Origin of the sequence: Streptomyces sp. NPDC047853 (assembly GCF_043204535.1) — a bacterium.
Classification (GTDB): Bacteria; Actinomycetota; Actinomycetes; order Streptomycetales; family Streptomycetaceae; genus Streptomyces.
The window spans coordinates 47,322-59,620 of sequence record NZ_JBIDCI010000012.1; the positions used below are offsets into that span (position 1 = coordinate 47,322).

General features: G+C 72.9%; 11 protein-coding genes. 5 read left to right on the forward strand and 6 right to left on the reverse strand.

Annotated features, from left to right (window positions below):
- Positions 1–9 precede the first annotated feature (9 nt).
- The 3 genes from ACGF5T_RS22590 to ACGF5T_RS22600 are packed head-to-tail and all read left to right on the forward strand — an operon-like array spanning position 10 to position 2,454.
- Positions 10–804 carry an ABC transporter ATP-binding protein gene (locus tag ACGF5T_RS22590; RefSeq protein ID WP_361009390.1) on the forward strand — a complete coding sequence of 265 codons (795 nt, stop codon included), beginning with the start codon at positions 10–12 and terminating at the stop codon, positions 802–804.
- Entirely contained in the window at positions 791–1,708 is a 918-nt protein-coding gene (locus ACGF5T_RS22595) for an ABC transporter permease (protein WP_361009387.1), read from the forward strand. Before ACGF5T_RS22590 ends, ACGF5T_RS22595 begins: the two co-directional genes overlap by 14 nt.
- An 8-nt stretch (positions 1,709–1,716) precedes the next feature.
- On the forward strand, positions 1,717–2,454 hold the full coding sequence (locus ACGF5T_RS22600; protein ID WP_356607445.1) for a sirohydrochlorin chelatase: 738 nt from the start codon (positions 1,717–1,719) through the stop codon (positions 2,452–2,454).
- Positions 2,455–2,491: 37 nt separating this feature from the next.
- Here the strand turns inward: ACGF5T_RS22600 and ACGF5T_RS22605 are convergent, their stop codons facing one another.
- Positions 2,492–3,037, reverse strand: a complete 546-nt coding sequence (locus ACGF5T_RS22605) for a DUF1697 domain-containing protein (RefSeq protein WP_366767752.1) — start codon at positions 3,035–3,037, stop codon at positions 2,492–2,494.
- Positions 3,038–3,411: 374 nt separating this feature from the next.
- Here ACGF5T_RS22605 and ACGF5T_RS22610 point away from each other — a divergent pair, with 374 nt between their 5' ends.
- Positions 3,412–5,676: an MMPL family transporter gene (locus ACGF5T_RS22610; protein WP_366767751.1), complete on the forward strand. Its 2,265-nt coding sequence runs from the start codon at positions 3,412–3,414 to the stop codon at positions 5,674–5,676.
- 83 nt (positions 5,677–5,759) lie between these two features.
- Here the strand turns inward: ACGF5T_RS22610 and mgt are convergent, their stop codons facing one another.
- The 5 genes from mgt to ACGF5T_RS22635 form a co-directional block, all read right to left on the reverse strand.
- Positions 5,760–7,013, reverse strand: coding sequence for a macrolide-inactivating glycosyltransferase (gene mgt / locus ACGF5T_RS22615; RefSeq protein ID WP_366767750.1), 1,254 nt, complete (start codon positions 7,011–7,013; stop codon positions 5,760–5,762).
- Positions 7,010–7,789 (reverse strand): 23S rRNA (adenine(2058)-N(6))-methyltransferase Erm(O), encoded by a 780-nt coding sequence (gene erm(O), locus ACGF5T_RS22620; RefSeq protein ID WP_366767749.1) that lies wholly within the window; start codon positions 7,787–7,789, stop codon positions 7,010–7,012. Before erm(O) ends, mgt begins: the two co-directional genes overlap by 4 nt.
- Positions 7,790–8,124: 335 nt before the next feature.
- Entirely contained in the window at positions 8,125–9,408 is a 1,284-nt protein-coding gene (locus ACGF5T_RS22625; RefSeq protein ID WP_366767748.1) for a sugar ABC transporter substrate-binding protein, read from the reverse strand.
- Positions 9,408–10,241, reverse strand: coding sequence for a carbohydrate ABC transporter permease (locus tag ACGF5T_RS22630; RefSeq protein ID WP_361009367.1), 834 nt, complete (start codon positions 10,239–10,241; stop codon positions 9,408–9,410). The genes ACGF5T_RS22625 and ACGF5T_RS22630 overlap by 1 nt, the downstream gene beginning before the upstream one ends.
- Positions 10,238–11,176, reverse strand: a complete 939-nt coding sequence (locus tag ACGF5T_RS22635) for a carbohydrate ABC transporter permease (RefSeq protein ID WP_392888967.1) — start codon at positions 11,174–11,176, stop codon at positions 10,238–10,240. The genes ACGF5T_RS22630 and ACGF5T_RS22635 overlap by 4 nt, the downstream gene beginning before the upstream one ends.
- 239 nt (positions 11,177–11,415) lie before the next feature.
- Here ACGF5T_RS22635 and ACGF5T_RS22640 point away from each other — a divergent pair, with 239 nt between their 5' ends.
- Positions 11,416–12,279, forward strand: coding sequence for an aminoglycoside phosphotransferase family protein (locus ACGF5T_RS22640; RefSeq protein WP_366767747.1), 864 nt, complete (start codon positions 11,416–11,418; stop codon positions 12,277–12,279).
- Positions 12,280–12,299 lie beyond the last annotated feature (20 nt).

Below are 12,299 nucleotides of genomic sequence, written 5' to 3' on the forward strand. Positions count from 1 at the left end.
GTGACGACCATGGCCACGACCACGACGCTCGCCAAGGCCGACGAGGGCACCGCGGCGGTCACGCACGCGGCCCGGATCGAGCACGTCTCGAAGTCGTTCCCGGGCCCCGCCGGGCAGCAGCTCGTGCTGGACGACATCACCCTCGATGTCGCGCCCGGCGAGTTCGTCACCCTCCTGGGGGCCTCCGGCTGCGGCAAGTCCACGCTGCTGAACCTGGTGGCGGGGCTGGACCGGCCGAGCGCCGGCGCGATCTCCACGGACGGGCGGCCGGCCCTGATGTTCCAGGAGCACGCCCTGTTCCCGTGGCTGACCGCGGGCAAGAACATCGAACTCGCCCTGAAGCTGCGGGGCGTGCCCAAGGCCGAACGCCGGGAGAAGGCGGAGGAGCTGCTCGAACTCGTCCGGCTGAAGGGCTCCCACGGCAAGCGGGTGCACGAGCTGTCGGGCGGTATGCGCCAGCGGGTCGCGCTGGCCCGGGCACTCGCCCAGGAGAGCAAGCTGCTGCTGATGGACGAGCCGTTCGCGGCGCTGGACGCCATCACCCGGGACGTGCTGCACGACGAGCTGACCCGGATCTGGCGCGAGACGCGGCTGTCCGTCCTGTTCGTCACGCACAACGTGCGCGAGGCCGTCCGGCTCGCCGAGCGCGTGGTGCTGCTCTCCTCCCGCCCCGGGCGCATCGCCCGCGAGTGGACGGTCGGCATCCCGCACCCGCGCCGCATCGAGGACACCGAGGTGGCGGAGCTGTCCGTCGAGATCACCGAAGAACTGCGTGGGGAGATCCGCCGCCATGGCCAGCACTGACACGACCCGCCCGGTGAAGGACACGGGGGCCGGCGCCGGGGACGGCGGCGACCTCGCCGGTCTGGAGGCCGGCCTGGACGCACTGGAGACGGTGCAGCAGCGCCGCAAGCCCTTCCGGCAGACCTTCGTGGAGAAGATCCTGCCGCCCGCCCTCGCCGTCCTGCTGGTGCTGGCGGTGTGGCAGGGACTCGTCTCCTTCGAGGTGGTCGACGACCCGACCAAGCTGCCCGCCCCGTCCGCGGTGTGGGACGTGGTCCGCCAGGCGTGGCTGGAGGGCGAGCTGCTCGGCTACATCTGGACCAGCGTCTCGCGCGGTCTGTTCGGCTTCTGCCTCGCGCTGCTGATCGGCACCCCGCTGGGGCTGCTGGTGGCGCGGGTGAAGTTCGTGCGCGCGGCGATCGGCCCGATCCTCTCCGGGCTCCAGTCGCTGCCCTCGGTGGCCTGGGTGCCGCCGGCCGTGATCTGGCTGGGCCTGAACGACAAGATGATGTACGCGGTGATCCTGCTCGGCGCGGTGCCGTCCATCGCCAACGGCCTGGTGTCGGGCGTGGACCAGGTGTCCCCGCTCTTCCTGCGCGCCGGCCGCACGCTGGGCGCGACGGGGCTGAAGGGCACCTGGCACGTCGTCCTCCCGGCCGCGCTGCCGGGTTACGTGGCCGGTCTGAAGCAGGGCTGGGCGTTCTCCTGGCGGTCCCTGATGGCCGCCGAGATCATCGCCTCCTTCCCCGACCTCGGGGTGGGCCTCGGCCAGTTGCTGGAGAACGGCCGCAACGCCAGCGACATGGCCATGGTCTTCGAGGCCATCCTGCTGATCCTGACCGTGGGCATCGCCATCGACCTGCTGATCTTCAGTCCGCTGGAGCGGTGGGTGCTGCGCAGCCGCGGCCTGCTGGTGAAGGGCTGACGACGGTCGTGTCCGCTCCGGTCCTCCTGGTCATCGCCCACGGCAGCCGCGACCCGCGGCACGCCGCGACCGTGCACGCCCTGGTCCGCCGGGTCCGGGCGCTGCGGCCGGACGTCCGGGTGGAGACCGGCTTCCTGGACTTCAACGTGCCCTCGGTGCAGGGCGTGCTGGAGTCCCTGGAGACGGAGGGCGTGCGGGACGTGGTGGCGCTGCCGCTGCTGCTGACCCGCGCCTTCCACGCCAAGGCGGACATCCCGGCGGTCCTCGCGGACGCGCCGCCGCGCCTGCGGATCCGGCAGGCGGACGTGCTCGGCCCCTCCCCCCTGCTGCTGTCGGCGCTGGAACGGCGCCTGTACGAGGCGGGCCTGACGCCCGCCGACAAGTCCTCGACCGGGGTCGTGCTGGCCTCGGCGGGGTCCTCCGACCCGGAGGCGATCGCAGTGATCGCAGAAATCGCGCGGGAGTGGCGGCACACCGGTTGGTGCGCCGTGCGGCCTGCGTTCGCCTCCGCATCCCTCCCCCGCACCGAGGACGCGGTACGGGAACTGCGGGAGCTGGGCTGCCCGCGCGTCGCCGTCGCCCCCTACGTCCTGGCCCCCGGGTTCCTGCCGGACCGCATCGCGCGGGGCGCGGCCGGGGCCGACGTGCTGGCCGACGTCCTAGGTCCCGCGCCGGAGGTCGCGCGGGTGCTGCTGCGCCGGTACGACCGGGCGCGGGCGCCGGTGCTGACGGCGGTGGGCGCCTGACCTCGCGCCCGTACGTCTCCGGGGACCCGTCGGTGCGCTAGCCGGAGGTCATCTCCACCAGCTTGACGACGGTGTTCCAGTTGCGGGTGGTGGCGGTCAGGCCCTTGTTCACGCGGGGCCTGGCGAGGGCCTCGGCGAGCTTGGAGCGGCCGAGGCCCTCGGGTGCGTAGAGGTAGAGGGCGCGGTCGGTGAGGCGGAACTCCTCGGGGAGGAAACCCGCCCGGTCGATCGCCGCGAAGCGTTCCTCGTCCACCGGCGCGGAGAAGTAGGTGACGTGGAGCTGCTTGGCCTCCAGGTCGGCGGCCGGGAACGGGCAGGCGTCCGCGATGCCCTGCAGATAGGCGTGGTCGCGCACGAGCACGTCCACGGCGAAGCCGAAGCGCTTCTCGACCGCCGACGACAACTCGGCGGCCAGGGACTCCTCGTCGCCGCCGGACGCGAACACGGCCTGCCCGCTCTGGAGATAGGTGCTCACACGGTCGTGGCCGAGATCCACCAGGAGGGCGCGCAGCTCCGCCATCGGGAGCTTCCTCGCGCCGCCCACGTTGACCCCGCGCAGCAGCGCCGCGTACATCGTCGTCATGCGCACACCATAAGGCGGCCGTCGTGCCCCGTGGGGGTGGGCACGACGGCCGCGTCCGCGCCGAGCGGACGTGCGCGCCACTCTCGCCGATGCGGTGCGCGGGCTTCAACCACTACGCGCGCCTGTGACTTATTCAACAACTCTTCGAAAGACGCGGGGAAGCGGCGCCGCGCCCCGGTCACCACCCGGACCGGTCCCGATAGATGTAGGGGACCATGTCCTCCTCAGCGGTGAGGAACGTCGGTACAAGGGGATGAGCCGGCGCCGCCGCGGGTCACCGGGGAGCACGACGAGATGGCTTTATCCGGCCCCTACCTTCGAGGAGGAAGGTGACGGCAGGGGGCTGTCACCGCTCACAAGGGGGCAAGCCCGTCATGGGGAAAGAAGCACGGGTGCGGGGCATAGCCGCCCGGGCCGGCGGCTGGAGCGCCCGGCACCGATGGGCTGCCGTGGGGATCTGGGTGCTGTTCGTCGTCCTGGCGATGGGGCTCGGCTCGGCGGCCGGGCGGGTCGACGTCAAGGACAGCGACCAGCTGAGCGGCGAGACGCACACCGCCGCGAGGATCATCGAGGACGCCGGGATCGAGGAACCGGCCGGGGAGACCGTCCTGGTCCAGGCGAAGGACGGCGGGCTGAAGGCCACCGACGCCGAGTTCCGTGCCGCGGTGACCGCGGTGATGGCGGCGGTGGAGGACACCGGCGAGGTGACCGGCGTGTCCTCCCCGTACGACACGAAGACGATCTCGAAGGACGGCCGCAGCGCACTGGTCCAGTTCGACATGCGGGGCGAGGCGGACACCGCGGGCGAGCGGGTCGAGCCGGTGCTGAAGGCCGTCGAGGGCGTCCAGGAGGAGCACGGCTCGCTGCGGATCGAGGAGATCGGCGGCGCCAGCATGATGAAGACGTTCGACGACGCGTTCGGCGACGACTTCAAGAAGGCCGAGTACTCCGCGGTGCCGGTGGCCCTCGGCATCCTGCTCGTCGCGTTCGGCGCGCTGGTGGCGGCGCTGGTCCCGGTGGCGCTGGCGATCACCGCGATCATGGCGACGATGGGTCTGATGGGGCTGGTCAGCCACTTCCAGCCGATGAGCGAGACCGCCAACTCGGTGATGCTGCTGGTCGGTCTGGCCGTGGGCGTCGACTACTGCCTGTTCTACCTGCGCCGCGAACGCGAGGAGCGCGCCGCCGGACGCGACGCGCAGACGGCCCTGCGGATCGCCGCCGCCACCAGTGGCCGGGCGATCGTCGTCTCCGGTGTCACGGTGTGCGTGGCGATGGCGGGCATGCTCTTCACCGGCATCGCCGAGTTCGAGGCGATGGGGCTGGCCTCGCTGATGGTCGTCGCGGTCGCGATGGTCGGTTCGGTGACGGTCCTGCCCGCGCTGCTCTCCCTGCTGGGTGAGCGGGTCGAGAAGGGCCGCCTCCCCTTCCTGCGCCGGCGCGGGAGGAACGGCGCCGCCGAGGGCAGCCGGTTCTGGACGGCCGTCCTGGACCGGGTGCTCGCCAAGCCGGTGCTCGCCGCCGCCGTGGCGACCGGCGCCCTGCTGGCCGTCGCCGCGCCCGCGCTCGGCATGAAGACGCAGAACCTGACGCTGGACCAGGAGTTCGGCGACTCGCTGCCGATCGTCCAGACGTACAACCGCGTCAACGAGTCCTTCCCCGGCGGTTCCGACCCGGCCGAGGTGGTCGTGAAGGCCGACGACATCAACGCGCCCGAGGTCAGGGACGCGCTCGCCGAGTTCCGCGAGCGGGCGGTCTCCTCCGGGGCCTCGCGCGGCCCGGTCGACGTCGTGATGCACGACGAGCGGAACGTCGCCCTGGTGTACGTCCCGCTGGTCGGCGGCTCGGACCTGGACAAGGCGGGCGAGAGCCTGGACCGGCTGCGCGACGAGGTACGGCCGGCGACGCTCGGCGAGGTCGACGGCGTCGAGGCCCCGATCACCGGGCAGGTCGCCGGGTCGAAGGACTTCAACGACCAGCTCGTCGGCTCGGTCCTGCCCGTCTTCGTGTTCGTGGTGATCTTCGCCTTCGCGCTGATGCTGCTGTCGTTCCGCTCGCTGACGATCGCGCTGACCTCGATCGTGCTCAACCTGCTGTCGGTGGGCGCGGCCTACGGCATCCTGGTCGCCGTCTTCCAGCACGGCTGGGGCGCCTCGCTGGTGGGCGCGGAGGGGGTCGGCGCCATCATCTCCTGGCTGCCGCTGTTCCTCTTCGTGATCCTGTTCGGCCTGTCGATGGACTACCACGTGTTCGTGGTCTCGCGGATCCGCGAGGCGCGGCTGCGCGGGCGGACCACCGGGGACGCGATCCGGCACGGGGTGGTCACCACGGCCGGCGTCGTCACCAGCGCCGCGGTCATCATGGTCGCCGTGTTCGCCATCTTCGGCACGCTGTCCATGCAGTCCATGAAGCAGATGGGCGTGGGCCTCGCGGCGGCGGTGCTGATCGACGCGACGATCATCCGGGGCGTCCTGCTGCCGGCCGTGATGGCCCTGCTGGGCGAGCGCAACTGGTACCTGCCGAAGTGGCTGCACCGGCTGCCCGACCTCACCCACGACGAGGCGCCCGAGGCGGTCGCGCCCGCGGCCCGGGACGACGAGGGCGAGCGCGGGGAGCGGGGCGAGCGGATCGGGGTCTGAGCCTCCTGGGCACCGAGAGCGAACGGAGGGCCCGCCGGTTCCGTGGAACCGGCGGGCCCTCGGCGTCCCCTCCCCCGGTCGGGTCAGCTCCTGGCCGCCGCCAGCTCCGCCTCGATCAGGTCGGCGGCCCGCCGGGTGCCGCCCTCCTGCGCCATCTCCGCCTGGATCTCCTTCAGCCGCCGGGCCACCTCCGGGTCCCCGACCAGGGCGAGGCCCGCGGTGCGCAGCGCCTCGGCGGTGGCCTCCCCGGTGGGCAGGTGGCGGGCGACGCCGAGCCCCTGGAGCATGTCCGCGTTGCCGAACTGGTCCACGGCCTGCGGTACCGCGATTATCGGCGTGGCGGTGGCGAGGCCCTCCTGGCTGCCGCCCGCGCCCGCGTGCGTGACGAACAGGTCGGCCTGCTTGAGGATCGCCAGCTGCGGCACCCAGGAACGGACCTCCACGTTGCCCGGTACGTCGCCCAGCTCGGCGGCGTCGACGTGTCGGCCGATCTGGAGCACCACGTGCCAGCCGGGCAGCTCGCCGAACGCCTCGACGCACGCCCGGTAGAACGCCGGCCGCTTGGTGAAGGAGGACCCGAGCGAGACGAGGACGACCTTCTCCGCGCCCTCGGGACGCCGCCAGTCGCCTTCGGCGGCGCGGTCGCCCTGGCAGGCGCCGACGAAGGTGTGCGTCTTCTCGTCGACCCGGTCGGCGTGCGGCTGGAGCGCCTTCGGGATGAGCACCAGCGACCGGTCGGGACGGCCGACGAAGGGGTCGGGGTCCTCGGTGATCCCGTTCTCCTTCAGCCAGCCGCGGAAGCGGGCGTCGTACGCCCGGCCGCGCTCGGTCTTCAGCGGCTCCTCCCACGTCGGCCGGCCGACCTCCTCCTCGTATCCCTCCCAGGCGACCAGGTTCGGCGACAGCGAGACGGCGGGGACTCCCCAGCGGTGGGCGAGGACGCGGGCCGGGTACGAGGTGATGTCGTGCAGGACCAGGTCCGGCTCGTCGCCCTCGTACGCCTCGACGAGCTGCGGGAGTGCCTGGATCGCGTCGTCGAGGAACGGCTCGACGTTGTCCAGCAGTGTGGTCCCCCAGGCGTCCGGGTCGGCGTCGGGGCCGGGCAGCGTGCTCCTCCACAGCTTGGGTTCGGCGCCCGTCTCGGCGACCTTCCCGGCGAAGAGCGGCGGGATCGCGTAGGTCACCCGGTGCCCGCGCGCGACGAGTTCCCGGATCACTTCCAGGCTGGGATTCACGTGGCCGTGCGCGGCGATGGAGAACATGGCGATATGAGCGGGATCGTGCATGCGCGGAGCGTAGTCAAGACGATACGTCTCGTGCAAATCGCTTCGTCTCACGCCGCCAGCTCCTCGTGCAGGCGCAGCCACCGCGCCGGTGCCACCTCGCCGACGAGCACCCCGGGGTCCAGCCTGGCCGCCCGGAACGCCGCGTCGACCCGGCGCCGGGGGTGGGCCCGGCGCAGGGACGCGTGCAGCGAGCCGCCGACTCCCGAGAAGCCCAGCTCGACCAGATCCCACCAGCCGGGCAGGGCGGCGCCGGGGACCAGGGGGACGGGGCGGCGTTCGATCCGCAGGACGCCGGCGTCGACGCGGGGCGCCGGGCGGAATCCGTGGCGGCTGACGCGTCCCCTCAGGCGCCACTCGTGGTGGGGCCAGGTGCGGACCGTCAGGAGGGACCAACGGCCGTAGTCCCCGGTGCGCTTGCGCGCGTACTCCAGCTGGGTGATCAGGGTGGCGTCGGTGAGGGTGGGTGCGCCGAGGCACCAGTCGACGATGTCCGCCGTGCGGGAGAAGGGCACGTTCCCGGCGACGGAGAAGGGCGTCCGGGGGGCCCGCGCGGCGAGGAAGTCGCCTTCGACGACGCGGACATGGGGTGCGGTGGCGAAGCGGGTGCGCAGCCCGGGGACGAGCCGGGAGTCGATCTCGTAGGCGTGCAGCTCCCGGCTGCGGCGGGCGAGCGGCTCGGTGAGGGCGCCCTTGCCGGCGCCCACCTCGAGGACGAGCGGCGGGTGCCGGGGGTCGGGGGCGGTCAGCCGGGCGACGTGCGAGGCGGCGGCGCGATCGGCGAGGAAGTTCTGCGAGAGCGTGCGGGCACGCTGGGTGGGGCGGGCCATGGCCTGCGGTCCTTGTCTTCCGTGCAGGGGAGAAGGGCATGCGAAGGCCCTGACCGGAGGACGAGGGGGAAAGGAGATGCGGAGGCTCAGCCCCGCCGCGCTGCGTCAGCGGCGGGGGGTCCCCGGGCCGGTCAGGGCTCCGGGGCGGCGACGCATCCTGACGGAGTGCGTGCAGCCCCGGCCGGGACCGGAGTGGTAGATCGCGTTGAAGGCTCCCACGGAGCCGACCCTAGGCGGTGCCTCGGCGGCCGGGCAACGGATTATCCGCGTCACGGCCGCCGACGGCCGATATCCGACGACCGGTGACCGACGGCCGACGGTCGGGCACGGGACGGTCAGCGTTGGTAGCGGGCGAGGACGAGGTTGCCGTCGTCCTCCAGCCTCCCGCGCAGCTCGCCGAGGCCGATCGCCCCGCTGTAGTACTCCTGGAGCGCCGGGGTCGCCACCTTGTCCTTCCACTCGGGGTAGCCCCGGACGGACTGGGCGGGCGCCGGGCGCAGGTGGGCGGCGAGGGCGGTGCCGGTGGCCCAGCCGTGCTCGGCCGTGTGCAGGGCGGGGTCCTTCAGGGCCTCGGTGCCGGTGGGCAGCATCCAGTCGCCGAGGGCGAGGCGCACCATGTTGTCCGGCTGGAGGAGGAAGTCGACGAACGCGGCGGCCTCCTCCTTGTGCGGGCTGTCCTCGGCGATCGACAGCGTCTGCGGGCTGACGCCCTGGTCGAGCCCCTCGGCGCCGGCCGGCGCGGGCAGCACCTGCCAGTCGAAGCCGTCGGGTGCCTGCTGCTCGATCTGCTGGCGGTAGGCAAAGCCGAGCGGCACCATCGCGTACTTGCCCGCGAAGAAACCCGGCAGGGTGTCGGAGCCGCCGCTGCCCAGGGTGGTGGCGGAGGCGCTGTGGTCGGTGTTGACCTGGTCGCGGACGGTGCGGGGCACGACCTGGTCGGCCTCCTCGAACCGGACGGTGACCTTGCCGTCGGCGCCGCGGTGGAAGAGCTGTCCGCCGGTGGACAGCGACAGGTTGAGCGTGGCCGACACCGGCTCCTTGAGCGGCCAGGCCACGCCGTACCGCCCGTCGCCGCTCAGCTGCTTCGTCACCCGCCGGAACTCCGGCCAGGTCCAGGGGCGTTCGGGTGTCGGTATCCGCACGCCCGACTCCCGCAGCAGGTCGGCGTTGGCGATCAGGACGCGCGGTTCCTGGAGGAAGGGCACGCCGTAGACGCCGTCGCCGAAGGTGACCGTCTCCCACGTCCGCCGCGGGATGTCGGCCTCCAGCCGCTCGGGCAGCAGGTCCGAGAGGTCGGCGAGGTAGCCGCCGTAGGCGAAGTCCGCGAGGTCGTCGGAGGCGTCGTGGATGACGTCGGGCGCCTCGCCGCCCTCGAAGGAGGTGAGGAGCTGGTCGTGGACGCTGTCCCAGCTGCCCTGGACGTACTCGACCCGCACGTCCGGGTGCGTGGCGTTCCACTCGCGCACCAGCTCCTTGGTGGCCGCCACGGACTCCTCCTGCCAGGCGAGCGACTGGAAGCGCAGCGTGACGCGGCCGTCCGCGGAGTCGTCGCCGCCGTCCGTGCAGCCGGCGAGCAGCAGGGCGAGGGAGAGCAGCAGGGTCGCGGTCCTCGTGCGCATCAGCTCTTCACCGCCCCGGCCAGCATGCCGCCGGTGATCCGTCGCTGGATGAGGGCGAAGACCAGCAGGGAGGGCAGCGTCGCGAGGAAGGCCGCCGCCGCGAGCGGGCCCAGGTCGGCGACGCCCTCGGCGCCGATGAAGTGGGTGAGGATCACCGGCAGGGTCTGTTTCTCCGGAGTCTTCAGCAGCACCAGCGCGAAGAAGAACTCGTTCCACGCGGTGATGAACGCGAACAGCGCCGTGGCCACGATGCCCGGCGCGAGCAGCGGCGCGGTGACCGAGACGAGCGTGCGCAGCCGCCCGGCGCCGTCCACCGCCGCCGCCTCCTCCAGTTCGGGCGGCACGGCCCGGACGTACCCGGTGAGCATCCACAGCGCGAAGGGCAGCGACCAGACGACGTACACCATCACCAGTCCCGGCACGGAGTTGATCAGGTGCAGGTTCTTCAGCACCAGGAAGAGCGGGATGATCACCAGGACGAAGGGGAAGGCCTGGCTGACCACCACCCATCCCGTCGCCGCCCTGGTGAGCCGGGAGCGGTGGCGGGCCATGACGTACGCCATCGGGGTGGCGATCACCACGGCGATCAGCGCGGCGCCGAGCGCGGCCACCAGGGAGTTGAGGGCGGCGCGCAGCAACGGCTGTTCGTCGAAGGCCTGCCGGAAGTTGTCGAGGGTGGGGTCCTTCGGAATCCACGTGGGGTGGAGACCGGCCAGCTCCTGCGGCGGTTTGAACGCGGTGGAGATCAGCCAGAGGAACGGGAAGACCAGGAAGACGAGGTAGGCGAGCAGTGCGGCGTACTGCCCGGCGCGGGCACCGGTCGAGGTCCTCATGCGACGCCGCCTTCCTTGAGTCCGCCCCTGAGCCGGCCGGCGAGGAAGACCGCCAGCAGCACCGAGACGACGGCCACCATGACGCAGCCCATCGCCGCCGCGTAGCCGAACTGCCCGTACCGGAAGGCTTCCTCGTAGGCGAACAGCATGGGCAGCCGGGTCCGGCCGCCCGGGCCTCCGCTGGTCAGCACGTAGACCAGGGCGAAGGCGTTGAAGTTCCAGATGAGGTTGAGCGCGGTGATGGCGAGCGCGACGGGTCTGAGGGCGGGCCAGGTGACCGTGCGGAAGCGGCGCCAGGCTCCGGCGCCGTCGACCGCGGCGGCCTCGTGCAGCTCGCGCGGGGTGTTCTGCAACCCGGCGAGCAGGGCGACCGTCGTCTGGGGCATGCCGGCCCAGACGCCGACGACGATGACGGCGGGCAGGGCGGTGGCGAGGCCGCTGAGCCAGTCTCGGCCGTCGCCGAGGCCGAGGTCGCGCAGCGTCTCGTTGAGGATGCCCGCGTCCGGGTTGTAGACCAGCCGCCACATGATGCCGACGACGACCTCGGGCATCGCCCAGGGGACGATGGCGAGGGCCCGGGCCAGCCAGCGCAGCCGCAGGTTCTGGTTGAGCAGCAGGGCGAGGCCGAGGGCGAGCAGGAACTGCGGCACCGTCACCCCCACGGCCCACACCAGCCCGATGCGGAACGACTCCCAGAACAGGGTGTCGTGCATCAGGTCCTGGAAGTTCAGGGTGCCGATCCACCGGGTGGGCTCGGTACGTCCCGACTGCGCGTCGGTGAAGGCCAGCAGGACGCCGTAGAGCAGCGGCCCGACGCTGAGCACCAGGATGGGGATCAGCGCGGGCAGCACCAGGAACCAGGCGCCGTGGTCGGGACCGGGCCGGGGCCGCTTCGCGCCGGACGCGCGGCGCGCCGGGCCCTTCGGATCGGTCACCGGTGTCACATGATCAGCCCCTTCGCGCGGCCAGGACGGGCCTGGCCATGGTCGTGAAGGCGCCGGGCCCCGTCAAGGGCCCGGACATACCCTCCCACCAGTGCGAATGCGACACTGGCCGACGGATGGCGGGATTGCGGCGGACCGGACGGACCCCGCGGGCCGGACGGACCCGGCGGATCCGGCCGGCCCGGCGGACCCGGCCGACGACACGGACAGGGACACGGAGGCGCGGGACGATGGACGAGGCACGGGCTCGGGAGGTGCTGGCCGCGGCGGGAGTGCTCTCCGGCCCGGTGAGGGAGGCGCGGCTGCTCGCGCTGGGCGAGAACGCGGTGTTCGTCGCCGGTGACCTGGCGGTCAAGGTGGGTCGCGAAGCCGAGCTGCTCGACCGGGCGCGCCGGGAACTGGCCGTGGCGGTGTGGCTGGAGCAGGCCGGTGTGCCGGCGGTGCGGGCGGCCGACCCCACGGCGCTCTTCGTCGACGGGCACCCGGTGACGCTGTGGCGACGGCTGCCGGACCCGGTGCGGCCCACCGAGCCGCGGGACGTGGCCGCCCTGCTCCGGCTGGTCCACGCGCTGCCCTCCCCCTCCTTCGCCCTGCCGCCCCGCGAACTGCTGGGCGGCGTGGAACGCTGGCTGCGGCTGGCGGGTGACGTGATCGACCCGGCGGACGCCGCGTTCCTGCGCGAGCGGCGCGACGGCTTCGCGACGGCCGCCGCCGCGCTCACCCCCCGTCTGCCGCGGGGCCCGATCCACGGGGACGCCCTGCCCCGCAACGTGCACGTCGGCCCCGACGGTCCGGTCCTGGTCGACCTGGAGACCTTCTCCGCCGACCTGCGCGAGCACGATCTGGTGGTGATGGCCCTCAGCCGGGACCGCTACGGGCTGCCCGCGGAGGCGTACGACGGCTTCACCGGGACCTACGGCTGGGACGTGCGCGAGTGGGACGGCTGCGCGGTGCTGCGCGGCGCCCGGGAGACGGCCAGCTGCGCGTGGGTCGCCCAGCACGCGCCGGGCAACCCGAAGGCCCTGGCCGAGTTCGAACGCCGGGTGGCGTCGCTGCGGGACGGCGATCCGGCGGTGCGCTGGTACCCCTTCTGACTGCCCCTCGCCCGCCGGGC

Excerpts from the sequence above, each read along its gene's own strand:
- ACGF5T_RS22590 (WP_361009390.1), top strand. The coding sequence starts at position 10 with ATGGCCACGACCACGACGCTCGCCAAGGCCGACGAGGGCACCGCGGCG.
- ACGF5T_RS22595 (WP_361009387.1), top strand. The coding sequence starts at position 791 with ATGGCCAGCACTGACACGACCCGCCCGGTGAAGGACACGGGGGCCGGC.
- ACGF5T_RS22605 (WP_366767752.1), bottom strand. The coding sequence starts at position 3,037 with ATGACGACGATGTACGCGGCGCTGCTGCGCGGGGTCAACGTGGGCGGC.
- ACGF5T_RS22610 (WP_366767751.1), top strand. The coding sequence starts at position 3,412 with ATGGGGAAAGAAGCACGGGTGCGGGGCATAGCCGCCCGGGCCGGCGGC.
- ACGF5T_RS22625 (WP_366767748.1), bottom strand. The coding sequence starts at position 9,408 with ATGCGCACGAGGACCGCGACCCTGCTGCTCTCCCTCGCCCTGCTGCTC.
- ACGF5T_RS22630 (WP_361009367.1), bottom strand. The coding sequence starts at position 10,241 with ATGAGGACCTCGACCGGTGCCCGCGCCGGGCAGTACGCCGCACTGCTC.
- ACGF5T_RS22640 (WP_366767747.1), top strand. The coding sequence starts at position 11,416 with ATGGACGAGGCACGGGCTCGGGAGGTGCTGGCCGCGGCGGGAGTGCTC.